General features: G+C 63.3%; 18 protein-coding genes and 1 pseudogene. 11 read left to right on the top strand and 8 right to left on the bottom strand.

What is annotated here, in order from left to right:
* Nucleotides 1–275: 275 nt before the first annotated feature.
* Nucleotides 276–470: pseudogene (locus CO666_RS23615) on the top strand (adenosylhomocysteinase); the annotation flags it as partial.
* Nucleotides 471–485: 15 nt separating this feature from the next.
* Here the strand turns inward: CO666_RS23615 and CO666_RS23610 are convergent.
* Complete coding sequence (locus CO666_RS23610) at nt 486–1,382, bottom strand: LysR family transcriptional regulator (RefSeq protein ID WP_097614574.1); 897 nt, start codon at nt 1,380–1,382, stop codon at nt 486–488.
* A gap of 146 nt (nt 1,383–1,528) precedes the next feature.
* On the opposite strand from CO666_RS23610, the gene CO666_RS23605 reads away from it, so the two are divergent.
* From CO666_RS23605 to CO666_RS23590, 4 genes are all read left to right on the top strand, one after another.
* The gene (locus CO666_RS23605; protein ID WP_097614573.1) at nt 1,529–2,968 is read left to right on the top strand and encodes an FAD-linked oxidase C-terminal domain-containing protein; all 1,440 of its coding nucleotides are present in this window, start codon (nt 1,529–1,531) and stop codon (nt 2,966–2,968) included.
* Entirely contained in the window at nt 2,965–4,164 is a 1,200-nt protein-coding gene (locus tag CO666_RS23600; RefSeq protein WP_097614572.1) for an FAD-binding protein, read from the top strand. Before CO666_RS23605 ends, CO666_RS23600 begins: the two co-directional genes overlap by 4 nt.
* 283 nt (nt 4,165–4,447) lie before the next feature.
* Complete coding sequence (glcF, locus tag CO666_RS23595; protein WP_097614571.1) at nt 4,448–5,758, top strand: glycolate oxidase subunit GlcF; 1,311 nt, start codon at nt 4,448–4,450, stop codon at nt 5,756–5,758.
* Between the two features lie 43 nt (nt 5,759–5,801).
* On the top strand, nt 5,802–6,242 hold the full coding sequence (locus CO666_RS23590; protein WP_097614570.1) for a hypothetical protein: 441 nt from the start codon (nt 5,802–5,804) through the stop codon (nt 6,240–6,242).
* 51 nt (nt 6,243–6,293) lie between these two features.
* On the opposite strand, the gene CO666_RS23585 is transcribed toward CO666_RS23590, so the two are convergent.
* The 3 genes from CO666_RS23585 to CO666_RS23575 form a co-directional block, all read right to left on the bottom strand.
* Nucleotides 6,294–6,968, bottom strand: a complete 675-nt coding sequence (locus tag CO666_RS23585; protein WP_097614569.1) for an outer membrane protein — start codon at nt 6,966–6,968, stop codon at nt 6,294–6,296.
* Between the two features lie 123 nt (nt 6,969–7,091).
* Nucleotides 7,092–7,784, bottom strand: coding sequence for a L,D-transpeptidase (locus CO666_RS23580; RefSeq protein ID WP_097614568.1), 693 nt, complete (start codon nt 7,782–7,784; stop codon nt 7,092–7,094).
* Between the two features lie 136 nt (nt 7,785–7,920).
* Nucleotides 7,921–8,667 (bottom strand): L,D-transpeptidase, encoded by a 747-nt coding sequence (locus CO666_RS23575; RefSeq protein ID WP_097614567.1) that lies wholly within the window; start codon nt 8,665–8,667, stop codon nt 7,921–7,923.
* A 249-nt stretch (nt 8,668–8,916) separates the two neighbouring features.
* Here CO666_RS23575 and CO666_RS23570 point away from each other — a divergent pair, with 249 nt between their 5' ends.
* Nucleotides 8,917–9,546 carry a DNA-3-methyladenine glycosylase I gene (locus CO666_RS23570; protein ID WP_097614566.1) on the top strand — a complete coding sequence of 210 codons (630 nt, stop codon included), beginning with the start codon at nt 8,917–8,919 and terminating at the stop codon, nt 9,544–9,546.
* Nucleotides 9,543–10,046: a hypothetical protein gene (locus tag CO666_RS23565; protein WP_097614565.1), complete on the top strand. Its 504-nt coding sequence runs from the start codon at nt 9,543–9,545 to the stop codon at nt 10,044–10,046. Before CO666_RS23570 ends, CO666_RS23565 begins: the two co-directional genes overlap by 4 nt.
* 14 nt (nt 10,047–10,060) lie before the next feature.
* Here the strand turns inward: CO666_RS23565 and CO666_RS23560 are convergent, their stop codons facing one another.
* Nucleotides 10,061–10,765, bottom strand: coding sequence for an HAD family hydrolase (locus tag CO666_RS23560; RefSeq protein ID WP_097614564.1), 705 nt, complete (start codon nt 10,763–10,765; stop codon nt 10,061–10,063).
* Between the two features lie 342 nt (nt 10,766–11,107).
* Here CO666_RS23560 and CO666_RS23555 point away from each other — a divergent pair, with 342 nt between their 5' ends.
* On the top strand, nt 11,108–12,157 hold the full coding sequence (locus CO666_RS23555) for an aldo/keto reductase (protein WP_097614563.1): 1,050 nt from the start codon (nt 11,108–11,110) through the stop codon (nt 12,155–12,157).
* Nucleotides 12,158–12,232: 75 nt separating this feature from the next.
* Here CO666_RS23555 and copM read toward each other — a convergent pair whose 3' ends face one another.
* From copM to CO666_RS23540, 3 genes are all read right to left on the bottom strand, one after another.
* The gene (gene copM, locus CO666_RS23550; RefSeq protein WP_097614562.1) at nt 12,233–12,592 is read right to left on the bottom strand and encodes a CopM family metallochaperone; all 360 of its coding nucleotides are present in this window, start codon (nt 12,590–12,592) and stop codon (nt 12,233–12,235) included.
* Nucleotides 12,593–12,667: 75 nt separating this feature from the next.
* A complete protein-coding gene (locus CO666_RS23545) occupies nt 12,668–13,036 on the bottom strand; it encodes a hypothetical protein (protein ID WP_097614561.1) in 369 nt (122 codons plus the stop codon).
* A 78-nt stretch (nt 13,037–13,114) separates the two neighbouring features.
* Nucleotides 13,115–13,870: a hypothetical protein gene (locus CO666_RS23540; protein ID WP_097614585.1), complete on the bottom strand. Its 756-nt coding sequence runs from the start codon at nt 13,868–13,870 to the stop codon at nt 13,115–13,117.
* Between the two features lie 134 nt (nt 13,871–14,004).
* Here CO666_RS23540 and hisS point away from each other — a divergent pair, with 134 nt between their 5' ends.
* From hisS to hisG, 3 genes are all read left to right on the top strand, one after another.
* Complete coding sequence (gene hisS / locus CO666_RS23535; RefSeq protein WP_097614560.1) at nt 14,005–15,528, top strand: histidine--tRNA ligase; 1,524 nt, start codon at nt 14,005–14,007, stop codon at nt 15,526–15,528.
* Between the two features lie 174 nt (nt 15,529–15,702).
* Entirely contained in the window at nt 15,703–16,824 is a 1,122-nt protein-coding gene (locus tag CO666_RS23530) for an ATP phosphoribosyltransferase regulatory subunit (protein ID WP_097614559.1), read from the top strand.
* Complete coding sequence (gene hisG, locus CO666_RS23525) at nt 16,821–17,516, top strand: ATP phosphoribosyltransferase (RefSeq protein ID WP_097614558.1); 696 nt, start codon at nt 16,821–16,823, stop codon at nt 17,514–17,516. Before CO666_RS23530 ends, hisG begins: the two co-directional genes overlap by 4 nt.
* Nucleotides 17,517–17,582 lie beyond the last annotated feature (66 nt).

Raw genomic sequence — 17,582 nt, 5'->3', positions numbered from 1 at the left:
CCGACGCACTATGACTTGTCAACCATCAACCCGGTTCATTCTGTCAGGGATCAGCCCGGGCTGTACCAATCCAAGACCCCTCCCCAACCCCTCCCCACAAGGGGGAGGGGCTTAACCTGCCGCATCGGTTTTCCATATCTGCGACGTTTCAAGTGGGACGAGGCGGGCGCTCCGGATTAGTCCCTCCCCCTTGTGGGGAGGGGTCTTAGGCAACGGAGAGGCCGCGGCATGGTCCCTTCGCCCCGCGGGCGGGAAGGTGGCGGCAGCCGGATGAGGGGCAAAGCGGCAATCTCGCCGGCCCCAGGCCGCTCGGCAATATGGTCGAGCCGATGGATCTCGGCTTCGCCCTTCAGGCCCGCTGCCTCGAACGCATCGCCAGGGGCGAGGCCGGTCCGCAGCCCTGCATCGTGCCTGTGCCCGGTGATATCGACGTGCTGGTGGCGAACGCCTATCTCGATCTCTCACGCTGAACCCTGCGCCTTCTATCAGCGCTCCCAATAGGGAACGGGTCCGTAGAGCTCGGTGAGATAGTCGATAAACAGCCTGACCTTGGCCGGCAGGAACTGCCGGCTGGGATAGACGGCCGATAGCGCCACATTGTGCGAGCCTTCATAGGCCGGCAGCACCTGCACCAGTCGGCCGGCCTTGAGCTCTTCGCCGATATCCCAGGTGGAACGCAGGGCAATCCCGAGGCCTGATATGACAGCCTCGCGGATCACCTCGCTGGAATTGGTGATCAGCATGCCCTCCGGCCTGAGGCTGAGCATTCCATCCGGCCCGTTCAGCCGCCAGGTGTCGTTGTTGTGCGCGGGCAGGCAGCGGTGATGTTTCAGATCGTCGATATCTCTCGGCTTGCCATGCGCCGCCAGATAATCCGGCGAGGCGCAGAGCAGCCGGCGCACCGGCGCCAGCCGGCGGGCGACGAGGCTGGAATCGGTGAGTTCGGCGATGCGGATCGCCAGATCGAAGCCGCCGCCGACGATGTCGCTGAATTCGTCGGTCAGCACCAGGTTGATTGAAAGCTCCGGATGCGCCTCCATGAAAGCCTTCAGATGCGGGGCGATATGCATGCGCCCGAAGGAGGTCGGTGCCGAGATCTTCAGCGTGCCGTGCATCTGCGCCGAGCGGCCGGAAATATAGAACTCCGCCTCCTCCAGCCCGGCGAGAATGCCGAGAACGCGGTCGTAGAAACCCTGTCCGGCTTCCGTCAGCGAGATCTGCCGCGTCGTACGCTGCAAAAGCCGGGTGCCGAGCCGGTCCTCCAGCCGTTTGATCCGTTTGGAGACGACGGCGGGAGAGAAGCCGAGCGCGCGCCCGGCGAGCGACATGCTGCCCGTCGAAACGACCTTGGCAAAGATTTCGAGATCACCCAGATTGGTCATGAGGTTTTATGACTTTTTCCCTTTTTGGCATAAGTGCTTAGCATTTGCGCCGCTTTCGGGAAAGTGCTAAGCCGATTGAGCGGCGGCGGGAGGTTTTCGCCGATTTCCGCTGTCATTTTCCCGTCGTCAGGGCTAGGGAGAGCGCCATGTCCGACGCCATTTCGTTTCTCGCCCCCCGCGCCGACGTCCTGGCGCGTCGAGCCCAGATCGTCGCCGATCTGACCGATCTTCTGCCGCCGGAATGCCTGGTGCATGAGGCGCGCGAACTGGTGCCGTTCGAGACCGACGCCTTCGTCTCCTACCGCCGCCTGCCGCTCGCCGTCGCCCTGCCGCGCACCACCGCCGAGGTCTCGGCCATCATGCGTTATTGCCACCGCTACGGCATTCCCGTCGTGCCGCGCGGCGCCGGCACCTCGCTGTCGGGCGGCGCCATACCGCAGGAAGATGCCGTCGTGCTCGGCCTGTCGAAGATGAACCGCATCCTCGAAATCGATCTGCCGAACCGGGCAGCCGTGGTCCAGGCGGGCGTCACCAATCTCAATATCTCCGAATCCGTCTCGCCGGACGGCTTTTTCTACGCGCCCGACCCGAGTTCGCAGCTTGCCTGCACCATCGGCGGCAATATCGGCATGAATTCCGGCGGCGCCCACTGCCTGAAATATGGTGTCACCACCAACAATCTGCTCGGCGTCCGGATGGTGCTGGTCGACGGCACGGTGATCGAACTCGGCGGCAAGGCGCTGGATGCGGCGGGTTATGATCTGCTCGGCCTCGTCTGCGGCCATGAAGGTCAGCTCGGCATCGTCACCGAGGCGACCGTGCGGCTGATCGCCAAGCCGGAAGGCGCGCGCCCTGTGCTCTTCGGCTTCGAAACGTCGGAAGAGGCCGGAGCCTGCGTTGCCGATGTCATCGCCGCCGGCATCGTCCCGGTTGCGATCGAATTCATGGACAAGCCGGCCATCGAGATCTGCGAGGCCTTTGCCCATGCCGGTTATCCCCTCGATGTCGGCGCGCTGCTGATCGTCGAGGTCGAGGGTTCGGAAGCGGAGATGGACGCCACGCTGAAGGACATCGTCGAGATCGCCCGCCGGCATGCTGTGAAGACTGTGCGCGAATGCCAGTCGGCGACCGAGGCGGCCTTGATCTGGAAGGGCCGCAAATCCGCCTTCGGCGCCACCGGCCGCATTGCCGATTATATCTGCATGGACGGCACCGTGCCGCTCAGCCAGCTGTCCCACGTGCTGAAGAGAACCGCGGAGATCGTCGATCATTACGGCCTGCGCGTCGCCAACGTCTTCCATGCCGGCGACGGCAATATGCATCCGCTGATCCTTTTTAACGCCAATGATCCCGAGGATGCCGCCCGCGCCGAAGCCGCCGGCAATGATATCCTGAAGCTCTGCGTCGATGCCGGCGGCTGCCTCACCGGCGAACACGGCGTCGGCATCGAGAAGCGCGACCTGATGCGGCATCAATATTCCGACGCCGATCTCGCCCAGCAGATGGCGGCGCGCGCCGCCTTCGATCCCGGCTGGATCCTCAACCCGTCGAAGGTTTTCCCGCTCGAAGGGCGTCCTGCCGCATGATCGATCTGAGGCCGACCAGCGAGGACGAGGCGGCGGCAATCGTTCGTGCCCATGCGGAGACAGGCCGGCCGCTCGCGATCTGCGGTGGCAATACCCGCTCGGGTTTCGGCAATGCCGTAGCCGCCGAAGACCGGCTGCGCTCGACCGGGCTTTCCGGCGTCGTCGCCTATAATCCCGGTGAGATGGTGATGACTGCCCGATCCGGCACGCCGCTGGCCGAGGTCGAGGCGGCGCTTTCCGAAAGCGGCCAGATGCTCGCCTTCGAGCCGATGGATCATCGCCCGGTGATGGGCACATCGGGCGAGCCGACCATCGGCGGCGTCTTCGCCGCCAATGTCTCCGGCCCGCGCCGGCTCGTCGCCGGCGCTGCCCGCGACAGCCTGCTCGGTGTGCGTTTCATCAACGGCAAGGGCGAGATCATCAAGGCCGGCGGCCGGGTGATGAAGAACGTCACCGGCCTCGATCTCGTCAAGCTGATCGCCGGCTCGCACGGCACGCTGGGCTTCCTCACCGAAGTCACTTTCCGGGTGCCGCCGTCTGCGAAGACCGAGCGGACGGTGGTGCTGTCAGGTCTCAACGACGCCGAGGCGGCAGGCGCCATGGCGGCGGCGATGGCGCTGCCGGTCGAAGTGTCAGGTGCGGCCCATCTGCCCTTGACGGTGACGTGGAAATTCCTCGCCGGCAAACTGCCGGAGGGCGAAGCGACGGTTCTGCGCATCGAGGGCCTGGCCGGCTCGGTCGAGGTGCGCTTGGAAAAACTTGCGGCGGCCATGTCTGCCTTCGCCACGGTGACGCGGCTGGAGCAGCCGGAGAGCCGCAGGCTCTGGCAGGAAATCCGCGACGTCCTGCCTTATGCCGACGGCACCCTTCGGCCGGTCTGGCGCGTCTCGGTCGCCCCCGGCACCGGCCATCGGCTGGTCGCGGCCCTGCGTCTGGAAGCCGGCGTCGATGCCTTCTATGACTGGCAGGGCGGCCTCGTCTGGATGCGCATGGAGGCCGGTCCCGAAGCCGAACTGGTCCGCCGCTTCATCAAGGTGCTCGGCGGCGGCCATGCGACGCTGATCCGAGCGTCTGATGCGGCGAGGGCGGCAACTGCGGCGTTTCATCCGGAGCCGGAGGCGGTGGCGATGCTGTCGCGGCGGGTGAAGGAAAAATTCGATCCGGCGGGGATCTTCAATCCGGGGAAGATGGGGTGAGGGAGAGATGAGTCTGTGCGTGGCATACCCCCCTCTGTCCTGCCGGACATCTCCCCCACAAGGGGGGAGATTGGCAAGAGGTTGGGCCATCGCTCCCTCGCTGCCGCGTCGGAGTTGCAGTGTGCGAGTTGTTTGGGGAAGCCATCGCCCCCATCCGATCTCCCCCGTTGAGGGGGTCCGAAGGACGGGTCGAGACCTGTGGCTCGACCCCGGGTCCGGCAGGACAGAGGGGGGTAACCCATACACAACCCCCGACATCCTCCCAATGCGGAGGCCTCGCTAGATGCAAACCAACTTCACCCCGGCCCAGCTCGCCGACCCCGCTGTCGCCGAATCCGAGCAGATTCTGCGCAAATGCGTCCACTGCGGTTTCTGCACCGCCACCTGTCCCACCTATGTCACCCTCGGCAACGAGCTCGACAGCCCGCGCGGCCGCATCTATCTGATCAAGGACATGCTGGAAAACGGCCGGCCCGCCGATGCCGAAGTCGTCACCCATATCGACCGCTGTCTCTCCTGCCTTGCCTGCGTCACCACCTGTCCCTCCGGCGTCGACTACATGCATCTGGTCGATCACGCCCGCGCCCATATCGAAAAGACCTACAAGCGCCCGTTGATGAACCGGCTGACGCGCGCCATTCTGGCCGCCGTGCTGCCCTATCCCGGCCGTTTCCGCCTGGCGCTCAATCTCGCCCGCTTCGGCCGGCCCTTTGCCGGCCTGATGCGAGGGGCAGCACTCAAACCCTTCGTCGCCATGCTGGCGCTGGCGCCACGCCGCGTGCCCGCAGCCTCGGATTTCGCAAAACCCGGCAGCTACCCGCCCGAGACCGAACGGCGCGGCCGGGTGGCGATGCTTTCCGGCTGTGCGCAGCCGGTGCTCGATCCCGGCATCAACGCGGCGGCGATCCGGCTGCTGACCCGGCTCGGCGTCGAGGTCGTGCTGCCGGAAGGTGAAGTCTGCTGCGGTTCGCTGGTCCATCACATGGGGCGCGCCGAACAGGCGCTCGCCAGTGCGCGGGCCAATGTCGATATCTGGACGCGCGAGATCGACGGGCAGGGGCTCGATGCGATCATCATCACCGCGTCGGGCTGCGGCACGACGATCAAGGATTACGGCCATATGCTGCGCCTCGATCCCGCCTATGCGGCAAAGGCGGCAAAAGTCTCGGCGCTTGCCAGGGACATCACCGAATATCTCGCCACCATCGAGCTGCCGGCGCAGACGCCGAAGGGCATCACGATCGCCTATCACTCCGCCTGTTCCATGCAGCACGGCCAGCGCATCACGCTCGCGCCGAAGCAATTGCTGAAAGCGGCGGGTTTTACCGTGCGCGATCCCGCCGAAGGCCATCTCTGCTGCGGCTCGGCCGGTACCTACAACATCATGCAGCCGGAGATCTCGGCGACGCTGAAGGCGCGTAAGGTCAGGAACATCGAGGCCACCAAGGCCGACATCATCGCCACCGGCAATATCGGCTGCATCACCCAGATCGCCACCGGCACCAGCATGCCGATCCTGCATACGGTCGAGCTGCTCGATTGGGCTTACGGCGGCGCTGTGCCGGAAAAATTAACAGGTTTGCCGCTAGGCTGAAGCTTGCGAAGGCCCGTCGGGCCGGTCTCGGGAGTTTTAGACGATGTGGCGGGGAATGATTGTACTTGCGGGACTGCTCGGTGCGGCGGGCGCTGCCCATGCCGATAGCCGCTATTTCTGTTCCGCCGATGACGCGCAGGCGCGTTTCACGCTCGAAAGCGGTTTCGCCAGCGATGCCGGCCACAAACTCAACCATTTCCGCGGCGCACTTGTCGTCAAGGATCAGGCGCAATCGAGCGTGTTCGGAAAGCGCGTGTTCGAATCGCAGCATCTGACCAACCATTGGTCGCGTGACGGCGAGCTGCTGCTGGAAGTCGTCGACGGCGGCGAGGACGACACCGGCGGAGCGACGCTGGATCTGGTGGTGGTTGCCGGCGAACGCGGCAAGCCGGCGGCCAATTTCACCGGCACCTATGCCCTGAAGATCGAAGGCGGGGACAAACTCTATGCCGTCGAGGGCAAGGTCAGCTGCGGCACGAAATAGCGCCGCAGCCGGAATTTTCGATGACCAGTGGCCCGATTGCCAGTGGCCCGATTACCAGTGGAATGACACGCCGACATTGACGGCATTGGTGAAGATGTTGGTCTTCAGGTCCACGCCGCTGTCGATCGGAACGTCGACGCGCGAATAGGTGCCCTTATATTCGACGAAGGTCGACCAGCGATCGGTCACCTTGAAATCGACGCCGGCCTGAGCCTGCAGCGTCACGCCGCCGAATTCATAGGCCCAGGTCTTGCCTTCAGGGCGGATCACTTCGACATGCGGAATGTTCACGCCGATACCGGCGCCGAGATAGGGGGTCCAGCGGCGCGCCGGATCCTGGAAGCGGTAGAGCCCGTTCACGGTCAGCAGGTTCAGGCCGTCGGTGAATTCGAAATGAGACCAGCCGGTCTTGGCGAGCGTATCATCGTCGGCATAGACCTTGTCATGGGTATAATCGAGCGAAATACCCCAGTTCGGCTTGTTGAAGTTTTCGAGCCACCAGGTGACGCGGCCGCCGTAGTAAGGCGGGCTGCCGAAGGACTTGCCTTCCCAGCCGGCGGTGAAATGCGTGCCGTCGGAGAGATCGACGCCGCTGTGCGGCGCCGTCTGATAGCCGCCGTAGATGGAGAATTGCAGGTCTTCCGCCGAGGCGGAAGCTGCCGAACAGATCGTGAAAAACGCAATGCCCGCAAGCAGGGAAGCTGAGGAACGCAGCGTATATGTCATTGAATAGCCCCGATATTGCAAATGAGTCGACCTTGCGGCAGCTGTGCCAGCTTTCCGCCGCAATGTCTAAGGGAAATGAAAGGGGCCACGAAAAGCGCCTTTCATTTTTTTCTAAAGTGTTGCTCAGCCGCCGAAAAGCGTGCGCAGCACGTCGATGCCTCGGTCCTCGAACGCGACCTTGCCCTGCTTGTTGCCGGGGCCGATAACGATCACCTTGGTGCCGACAGGCGCACGATCGTAAAGATGCGTCACGTCCTCATTCATCATCCGGATGCAGCCGGAGGACATGTTGAGACCGATCGTCCAGGGCTGGTTGGTGCCGTGGATACGGAAGATCGTGTCGCGGCCGCCCTGGTAGAGATACATGGCGCGGGCGCCGAGCGGATTGTCCTCGCCGCCTTCCTGATAGGCGGGAATGATGTGTCCCTTGGCGGCTTCGCGGCGGCGCATCTCGGCCGGCGGCGTCCATGCCGGCCATTCCGCCTTGCGGCCGATCTTGACGACGCCAGACCAGCCGAAGCCGTCGCGGCCAACACCGATGCCATAACGGGTGGCGCGGTTGTTGCCCTCGATGAGGTAGAGATATTTGTTGTTGGTATCGATAATGACGGTGCCTGCGGCTTCCGTCGTCACCAGCCGCACTTTCTTGCGCTTGAATTCCGGCTTCACATATTTCGGCATCTGCGCCACACGCACGACCTGTGCCGGGCGCTGCGCGTTGTCAGGAGTGGAGCCGGCGGGTGCAGCCAAGGCTGATGTAGACATCAAGGACAGGACAAGTCCGGCCGCAGCCAGACCCGGCATCAATTTGATCATGATCGATTCCCCTCAAGCAAATCTGCCTGAAGCTACATGAACTTCTGCTCGATTCAAGATCGGCCCGGCCGGATAAAGCAATTTCCGGTAGGGAAGCCGCCTGTTCTTGCAGCTTCCAAGATAATTGCATGCGCCGTTACATGACGATGACGCGGGTTCCGACGCTGACACGGTCATAGAGATCGACGACATCTTCATTGCGCAGGCGGATGCAGCCGGAGGAAACGGCGCTGCCGATCGACCAGGGTGCGTTGGTGCCGTGGATGCGGTAAAGCGTCGAGCCGAGATACATGGCGCGTGCGCCGAGCGGGTTTTCCGCCCCGCCGTCCATCCGCGCCGGCAGATAATGGCCCTTGGCGGCTTCGCGGCTGATCATCTCGGCAGGCGGCGTCCAGTCCGGCCATTCCGTCTTGCGGGTGATCTTGTGGACGCCCGCCCATTCGAAGCCCGGCTTGCCGACGCCCACGCCGTAGCGCCGCGCCTTGCCGCCTGCCATCACCAGATAGAGGAAGCGGTTGTTGGTATCGATGACGATCGTGCCGGGCTTTTCCGTGGTGTCGTAATCGACCATCTGCGGCAGGAATTGCGGCTCGATCGGATGGCGGATCGCCGGGATGCCGGGATTGATCGCCGATACGGTCTGCGGTGCCGGCTGCGGCATCTGGCGAATGACGCGGCGCTGGAAAAGGCCGCGCTGCGGCTGGATGACCGGTCGCTGATAGACGACGGGACGAACCGTGCCGCCGCCGAGCTGGTTGATCCAGGGCGCCGTCAGATCGGGGCTGAGCACAACCGGCGGACGGGTGGCGTAGCGGTCGTCTGCAAGGGCGGCCGTGGAGAAAATGCCGAAGAGGGCTGCGGCAAGAACAAGCTGTTTCATCATCGGACGAACTCTCTACAAATGACCGAAAATGCGCTGGCGGAAGATGTTCCGCCCGGGCAGAGACGCTCCGCCCGGGAAAGACGCTGCCACCCGATCCGCCAGCGAATGGTAAAGATCGTTTCATGAAAAGCCGACCGATCGGATAAACTTTTCGTCAGGGTTACCGTTCGGTTTGGAAAGACGGTTTGCAAATGGTAAAGCCGGAATCAGGACCGGAGAACGAAGCGGACCCCCGCAGAATGAAGGATCATGAGCGCGACAGGCATCATCATCGGCGAGGATGGCAGGAGCCGCTGCCACTGGCACGCCAATCTGCCCGATTATCTCCGCTATCATGACGAGGAATGGGGCCGCCCCGTCACCAATGACATCCGCCTCTTCGAGAAGATCTGCCTCGAAGGCTTCCAGTCCGGCCTTTCCTGGCTGACCATCCTGCGCAAGCGCGAGAATTTTCGCGCCGCCTTCGCCGGTTTCGATTTCGAGAAGGTCGCCCTTTTCGGCGACGAGGATGTCGCCCGCTGCCTTGCCGACGCCGACATCATCCGCCATCGCGGCAAGATCGTCTCCACCATCAACAATGCCAAACGCGCAATCGCACTGAGAGACGAGTTCGGCTCGCTCGCCCATTATTTCTGGCGCTACGAGCCCGGTCACAACGAGCGGCCCGTTGTGGTCGACCGCGAGCATATCGTCGCCAATCCGACGACGCCGACATCGGTGATCATTTCGAAGGATCTGAAGAAACGCGGCTGGACCTTTGTCGGTCCGACCACAGTTTATGCTTTCATGCAGGCGATGGGTCTCGTCAACGATCATCTGGAGGGCTGCTTCTGCCGGCCCGAGGTCGAGGCGATGCGCGCCGCCCTGGTTCGACCATGAAAGATCTGTCCGTGAGAACATTGATCACTGCCGCTGCCCTGTTTTTCCTGACGGCCTCCGCCATGGCGCAGACGCCGCAGCTCGATCCCGGCGAGAAGCTGGAGAAGCTGCAATTCCCGGCCGTCACCATGCAGCTCAAGGGCTGGACGAAATTCGGCAACAGCCATGTCTATACGCTGCCGGTGCGCGCCGGCCAGCATGTGAAGATCAGCTTTGCGACGAAGAGCAAATTTGCCTTCCTGGCGATCTTCGATCTGTCCAAACCGGATGACGAGGCCTTCTTCGGCACCGACGAGGACGGCACGAGCTTCGAGACGACGGTCAAGGAAAATACCAGCTGGCTGCTGCGTCCCTATTATTCCAAGGTCTCGCCGCGCCGCGGCCTCGGCGCGCCCTTCAGCATCCTGATCGAACCCTTGGCGGCCGCGCCGCAGCAGCCGCAACCGCCGGCCGAGCCGGAGCGCCCCTCGCTCTTTCCGAAGGCGCCTGCCAAGCAGTAACGGCGCGCGCCGATCTATGCCAGCCGGTCGATCAGTTCGCGCAATTCGCCGAGATGGTCGATCTTGCGAAAGCGCGGCGCCTCCGTCGGCTCGTCGACATGCTCCAGCACCCAGGTGAGTTCGTGCGGCACGAAGACGCCGTAGCTGCCGGCGGCGATTGCCGGCACGATGTCCGATTTCAGCGAATTGCCGACCATCATCGCCCGTTCCGGTCCGTCGCCGACCTTGGCGAAGATGCGCCGATAGGTGACGGCCGTCTTGTCGGAGACGATCTCGATCGCATCGAAGAAGTCGCCGAGCCCGGATTGGGCAAGCTTGCGCTCCTGGTCGAACAGATCGCCCTTGGTGATCATCACAAGCAGATATTTGCCGGCCAGCGCCTCCAGCGTGTCGCGCACATGCGGCAGGGTCTCGACCGGATGAGAGAGAAGGTCGCGGCCGGTATCGAGGATCTTGGCGATCACGCTCGAGGGCACCTTGCCCTCGGTGATCTCGATCGCCGTTTCGATCATCGACAGCGTGAAGCCCTTGATGCCGAAGCCGTAATGGCGAAGGTTGCGTTTTTCCGCCTCCAGCAGCCGCTCGGAAATCTTCGGTCCTTCGGCAAAATCGGCAAGCAGTCTGGTGAAATGCGCTTCCGTCAGCCGGTAATATTGTTCGTTCTGCCAGAGCGTATCATCGGCATCGAAGCCGATCGTGGTCAGTGGTCGCGTCGCCATATGCGTACCTCTAGAGCATGATCCCGAAAAATGTGAGCGGTTTTCTCATAACATCATGCTCTCACTCTTTAACTTGGAACAGGATTCAGATTTTAGGCCGGCCCGGCCTGAAATCATCCTGTTCCGGAAATTAGGCCGGTAATCTATCGGCCGCCTGTGTCGAGACAAGGGCATCGCCTTCGCAGCGAGCGGCGTTGAAAAGCGCCGGCGCCGCACTACATCGAACCTGCCTCACCCTGCAGCCAGCCACGGCTGTGCCTGTCACGCGCAGGCCAATAATCAAAAAATGAAGTTCAGCGGTTCGCAAGCCTCTTGCGGCAGACACAAAGGATTTTTTCGACCATGCGTTACAATCAACTCGGAAATACGGGACTTTTCGTCTCAGAAATCTGCCTGGGCACCATGACCTTCGGCGAAGCCAAACAGGGCAGCATGTGGGGCGCCATCGCCGATGTCGACCAGAATGCCGCCGACCGGATCGTCGAGCGTTCGCTCGCCGCAGGCGTCAATTTCATCGACACGGCCGACGTCTATTCGTCCGGCGAATCCGAAAGGCTGCTCGGCCAGGCGCTGAAGAACCTCGACGTGCCGCGCAAGGACGTGGTCATTGCCACCAAGGTCTACGGCGTCATGGGCGACAAGCCGAACGACCGCGGCGCCTCGCGCGGCCACATCATGGATTCCGTTGAGGCGAGCCTGAAGCGCCTGCAGACCGATCATATCGATCTCTACCAGATCCACGCGACCGATACGGTGACGCCGATCGAGGAGACGCTGCGCGCTCTTGACGATCTCGTCTCCCGTGGTCTCGTGCGCTATATCGGCGTCTCCAACTGGCAGGCTTGGCGCATTTCCAAGGCGCTCGGTCTCTCCGAACGCCGCGGCTTTGCCCGTTTCGAAACCGTGCAGGCCTATTATTCTATCGCCGGCCGCGATCTCGAACGCGACATCGTGCCGATGATGCAGGAGGAAAGGCTCGGCCTGATGGTCTGGTCGCCGCTCGCCGGCGGTCTGCTCTCCGGCAAATACGGTCCGGGTGCGCCCGGCAACGGCGAGGGCCGCCGCGCCAGTTTCGACTTCCCGCCCGTTGATAGCGACAGGGCCTGGGCCTGCGTCGCCGTCATGCGCGAGGTCGCCGAAAAGCACGGCGTCAGCGTCGCCACCGTGGCGCTTGCCTATATCCTCGCCAAGCCTTTCGTCACGACGGTTATCATCGGCGCCAAGCGGGTCGACCAGCTCGACCAGAATCTGGCCGCCGTCAAGCTGAAGCTCGATGAAGACGATTTGAAGAAGCTCGACGAGGTCAGCGCCCTTGCCCCCGAATATCCGGGCTGGATGCTGTCTCGACAAGGCGCCGGCCGCCGCCCGGCCGATTTCGAGCCGAAGGCCTGACACCGGAAATGAGCAGCCTGGCAACTGTTGCGGAACGCCGGATATCGACGGCGTTCCGCTTCAAAGAACGGTCGACTACTTGCCGTGGGCCTTGAGCCAGGCGTTCATCTCGGCAATTTCGCTTTCCTGCGCCTTGATGATCGTTTCGGCCAGCTTGCGCAGATCGGGGTCCTTTCCGTATTGAAGTTCGATCTTGGCCATGTCGATCGCTCCCTGATGGTGCGGGATCATGCTGCGGACGAAATCCTTATCGGCGTCGCCGCTATACTTCATCATCATATTCTTATGCATCTTGTCGTTGGCCATCTTGAACGCCTGACTGGAGGCGTCGTGACCGGCCATCGGCTTGCTCATGTCCATGGCTTTGTCTTCGGCAAGGGCAGGGGCGGCAATGGCAGCGAGCATTGCGGTGAGGGCGATGATTTTCAAAGACATGAGAGTTCCTTCCTCTGTCTGACAATGGGTTTGCGAACGGCGCGTGCCGCCCGTTGGGCATGAATGAATGCGAGGTCAGAACAGTCGGGGAGGGGGCGCCAGCGGAGCCGGGCGGTTATCAGCGAGGACGCGGGCAAGCGCCGGAGCGGGATAGGTCAAAGCGGGTTTTGCGCCAGCGGCCGCCATGGCTGCGGGCGGCAGCAGCAGACAGGCCGCGCAAAGCGGCATGTGCGCCGCCCTGCCGGTCGCGCAGGGATCTTTCAGAGCTTTTGCCTTGCCCGCAGCTTCGGGCATGCCCATCCCGGCCATTGCGTGGTCCGCGGTGGCGGACTCAGGCGCAGCCGGCCCGCTCATTGATGCGCATGTCGGACAGCCCGCCCATGCGGACATGGCGCTGTAGATCAGCCAGCCAACTATCATCGTTATCAGAGCGAGCATGCGCATGATCTTCTATGTAGGCACATCCCGGTTTAAACCAAGTCTGGAGCGTGAATCTCGATCGAACGTGGTCGCGCCCCACCTTCACCAGGCGGCAATGACTTTGTGCTCGATCCTATAGTCTTTGCTCTCCTCGCCGAGCGGCGCAACCGGCCATGTCCAGGCCGCTTTTGCCGGTGGCGGCGAAACGCCGTACAGCAGGTCGGCCTCTTCATGTGTCCGGCCGTTGCGGTCGATGACGGCATAGGCGATGTCGGTCACCAGGCAGCTGCGGCAGGGCAGATCGGAAAGCCCGGTAAGATGCGCCGCGATCAGCCTTTCCACGGTATCTCCAGGCATGCCGCCGGTCTCGGCCTCGTAGCGTCGCTTCACGCCGCGGCCGATTTGCGACAGGAGATTGGCCGAAACCACGAAATCGAGATAGGGCACCGAGCGCAGAAAGCCGAGCGGTTCGGGCTCGCGGCCGGCGGCGAGATCGTCATAGCCGGAGAGATCGCGCTCGATCAGCCTGATATTGCGATAGGTCTTGGCCGTCAGCCGCAGGCGCACCGAGGCGAGATGAACGAGATCGACGAGAACGACGGTGTCGAAGCTTTTCGCCAGGTCCTCGATCGGCGCGTCGCGCAGCAGGCCGGAGCCGAGCACGACGGCGGTCCGCTTCTTCAGGAGATCGGCGGCAGCCGTGCGGATCGCAGCGCGGCTCTTCTCCTCATGATCGGCCCATTCGGCGGCACAGCGGCTGGCCCGCGACCAGAGATTGACGGAATAGCGGATGAATTTTCGATAGGGCTTGCCGGTCAGCGGCATTGTCGCGGCATAGAGAAGCGCTTCGGTGATCATGAGCATATCCGCATTGTGATGACCGCCTTTGCTTCAATCGATTCTGCTGGCCGCTTCAAGACCCTTCGCCCTTGCCGCTCCCCGCCCGATCGGTTAGGAAACCGCCACTGTCACAGTCAGCGGAATTCCCGGAAATGAACGACAAACAGAAGAAACCGCAAAAGCTCAAGGCCCGCCTGCCGCGCGGCTTCGTCGACCGGACGGCCGGCGATATCCGCGCCGTCAACGAGATGACGGCAAAGATCCGGGAAGTCTACGAGCATTATGGTTTCGATCCTGTCGAAACGCCGCTGTTCGAATATACCGATGCGCTTGGCAAGTTCCTGCCCGATAGCGACCGGCCGAACGAGGGCGTCTTCTCGCTGCAGGACGACGACGAGCAATGGATGTCGCTGCGTTACGACCTGACGGCGCCGCTTGCCCGCCATGTCGCCGAAAATTTCAACGAGATCCAGCTGCCCTATCGCACCTATCGCGCCGGCTATGTCTTCCGCAACGAGAAGCCGGGTCCCGGCCGCTTCCGCCAGTTCATGCAGTTCGATGCCGACACCGTCGGCGCGCCGGGTGTTCAGGCCGATGCCGAAATGTGCATGATGATGGCCGACACGCTCGAAGCCCTCGGCATCAAGCGCGGCGACTATGTCATCCGCGTCAACAACCGCAAGGTCCTCGACGGCGTCTTGGAGGCGATCGGTCTCGGCGGCGACGACAAGGCCGGCCAACGCCTCAACGTGCTGCGCGCCATCGACAAACTCGACAAGTTCGGCCCGGACGGCGTCTCGCTACTCCTCGGTCCCGGCCGCAAGGATGAATCCGGCGACTTCACCAAGGGCGCCGGGCTCGATCAGGAGCAGATCGACAAGGTGCTGTTCTTCGTCGGCATCAAGGACTATGCCGAAAGTGCCGGGCGGCTGGCCGAGCTCGTCGCCGGAACCTCCAGGGGTGGCGAAGGCGTCGAGGAGCTGAATTTCATCGGCGCGCTCGTTGCGAGCGCCGGTTACGGCTCCGATCGCATCAAGATCGATCCCTCCGTCGTGCGCGGCCTCGAATATTATACCGGTCCGGTCTACGAGGCCGAACTCTCCTTCGACGTCACCAATGAAAAGGGCGAGAAGGTCGTCTTCGGTTCGGTCGGCGGCGGCGGCCGTTATGACGGCCTCGTCTCCCGCTTCATGGGCCAGCCGGTGCCGGCGACCGGCTTCTCGATCGGCGTCTCGCGTCTGATGACGGCGCTGAAGAACCTCGGCAAGCTCGGCGCGAGCGCAGTCATCGAGCCGGTGCTGGTCACCGTCATGGACGGCGATGTCGAGGCGATGGGCCGTTATCAGAAGATGACGCAGCAGCTGCGCGCCGCCGGCATCCGCGCCGAGATGTTCCAGGGCAACTGGAAGAAGTTCGGCAACCAGCTGAAATATGCCGATCGCCGCGGCTGCCCCGTCGCCATCATCCAGGGCGGCGACGAACGTGTGGGCGGCGTCGTGCAGATCAAGGATCTGATCGAAGGCAAGCGGCTTTCCGGCGAGATCGAGGACAATGCCAGCTGGCGCGAAGCCCGTGTGGCCCAGGAGACGGTTCCGGAAGCCGATCTCGTCGCCAAGGTGCGGGAGATCCTGGCCGCGCAGGCTGAGGATCGGAAGAGGGCTGGCAATGCGCAATAGACCCCTCCCCAACCCCTCCCCACAAGGGGGAGGGGCTTCACGTGGCACTCCTGTGCCTAGCTCAACCTTTGCTTCACCCGGCGCGTTCCCAATCTGTTTCGGCGATCGCCGCGAACTAGTCCCTCCCCCTTGTGGGGAGGGGTTGGGGAGGGGTCTTGTCCCAGGAGCGACCCCATGCCCCTGATCAACCTCCCCGAATTCTCCAACGACCTGCTGGCTGAATTTACCGCGCGCAACGCCGAGCGCATCGATACGCCGGTCATTCAGCCGGCCGAGCCCTTCCTCGATATCGCCGGCGAGGACCTTCGCCGCCGCATCTTCATGACCGAGAGCGAAACCGGCGCCAGCCTCTGTCTGCGTCCCGAATTCACCATCCCCGTCTGTCTGCGCCACATCGAGACCGCCACAGGCACGCCGAAACGTTACGCCTATCTCGGCGAGGTTTTCCGGCAGCGCCGCGACGGCGCCAATGAATTCTATCAGGCCGGCATCGAGGATCTCGGTGATATCGACCTGTCGAACGCCGACGCCCGCGCCATCGGTGATGCCACCGGCATTCTCGCCCGGCTGCTGCCGGGCCGGCGCTTGTCGGTGACGCTTGGCGACCAGGCGGTGTTCGAGGCGGTCGTCCAGGCACTTGGCCTGCCGCTCGGCTGGCAGAAGCGCCTGATCCACGCCTTCGGCAACATGACGCAGCTGGAAGCGTTGCTCGCCGGTCTCGTCAGCCCGCAATTCGTCACCGGCCTTGACGACGATATTGCCCGGCTGGTCGCCGCAGGCGACGAGCACGCGCTGGTCGCCCATCTCGAGCAGGAAATGCAGAAGACCGGCTATTCGACCAATGCCAGCCGCTCGCCACTGGAAATCGCCAAACGGCTCAAGGAAAAGCTGATCCTCTCCGAAACACGCCTCGACGACGCGGCCTTCCATGTGCTGGAAGAATTCCTGTCGCTCGACGTGCCGCTCGTCAATGCGTCCGCGGCGCTCGCCGGTTTTGCCGATGCTGCCGGGCTGAAACTCGGCAATGCGCTCTCGCGCTTCAACGGCCGCGTCGCCGCCCTTGCCAATGCCGGCGTCGATCTTTCCTGCCTCGACTACCGCGCCGCCTTCGGACGGCCGCTCGATTATTACACCGGCCTCGTCTTCGAGGTGACGGCGGAAGGCTCGAGCGCGGTCCTGGCCGGCGGTGGCCGCTTCGACCGGTTGCTGACCTTCCTCGGTGCGACGGACCGCATTCCGGCCGTCGGCTTCTCCTTCTGGCTCGACCGCATCGAAACCGAAAGGGCAGCCGCATGACCATCACCATCGCGCTTCCCTCCAAGGGCCGGATGAAGGACGATGCTTCGGCGATCTTCGAACGGGCCGGCATGCCGATCACGGCCGTCGGCAACGACCGCTCCTATCGCGGCCGGGTCGAGGGCTGGGACGATGTCGAGGTCGCCTTCCTCTCGGCCTCGGAAATTTCCCGCGAACTCGGCAACGGCACCGTCGATTTCGGCGTCACCGGCGAGGACCTGATGCGGGAAGGTTTTTCCGAAGTCGACAAACGCGTCGAATTCTGCGCCCGCCTCGGCTTCGGCCATGCCGATGTCGTCGTCGCCGTCCCGGAGATCTGGCTTGACGTCGAGACCATGGCCGATCTCGGCGATGTCGCTGCCGATTTTCGCGCCCGCCACTCCAGGCGCCTGGCCATCGCCACCAAATACTGGCGCCTGACCCAGCAGTTCTTTTCGAGCCAGCACGGCATCCAGCTTTACCGCATCGTCGAAAGTCTCGGCGCCACCGAAGGCGCTCCCGCCTCCGGCTCGGCCGATATCATCGTCGATATCACCTCCACCGGCTCGACGTTGCGCGCCAACCACCTGAAGGTGCTCCAGGACGGCGTCATCCTGCATTCGCAGGCCTGCCTCGTGCGCGCCCGCAAGGAGAGCCATGCGGACGAGCCGACCGTGCAGGCGATCATCGAGGCGGTGCGCGCCGCCCTCTGATACCATTCGAAGAGACATGGAAAAACCCGCCGTCGGATGACGGCGGGTTTTCGCATGTATGGGAGG

This window comes from Rhizobium chutanense, assembly GCF_002531935.1.
GTDB lineage: Bacteria > Pseudomonadota > Alphaproteobacteria > Rhizobiales > Rhizobiaceae > Rhizobium > Rhizobium chutanense.
The sequence above is the reverse complement of the archived record's forward strand: the minus strand, read 5'-3'. Positions and strand labels throughout refer to the sequence as shown.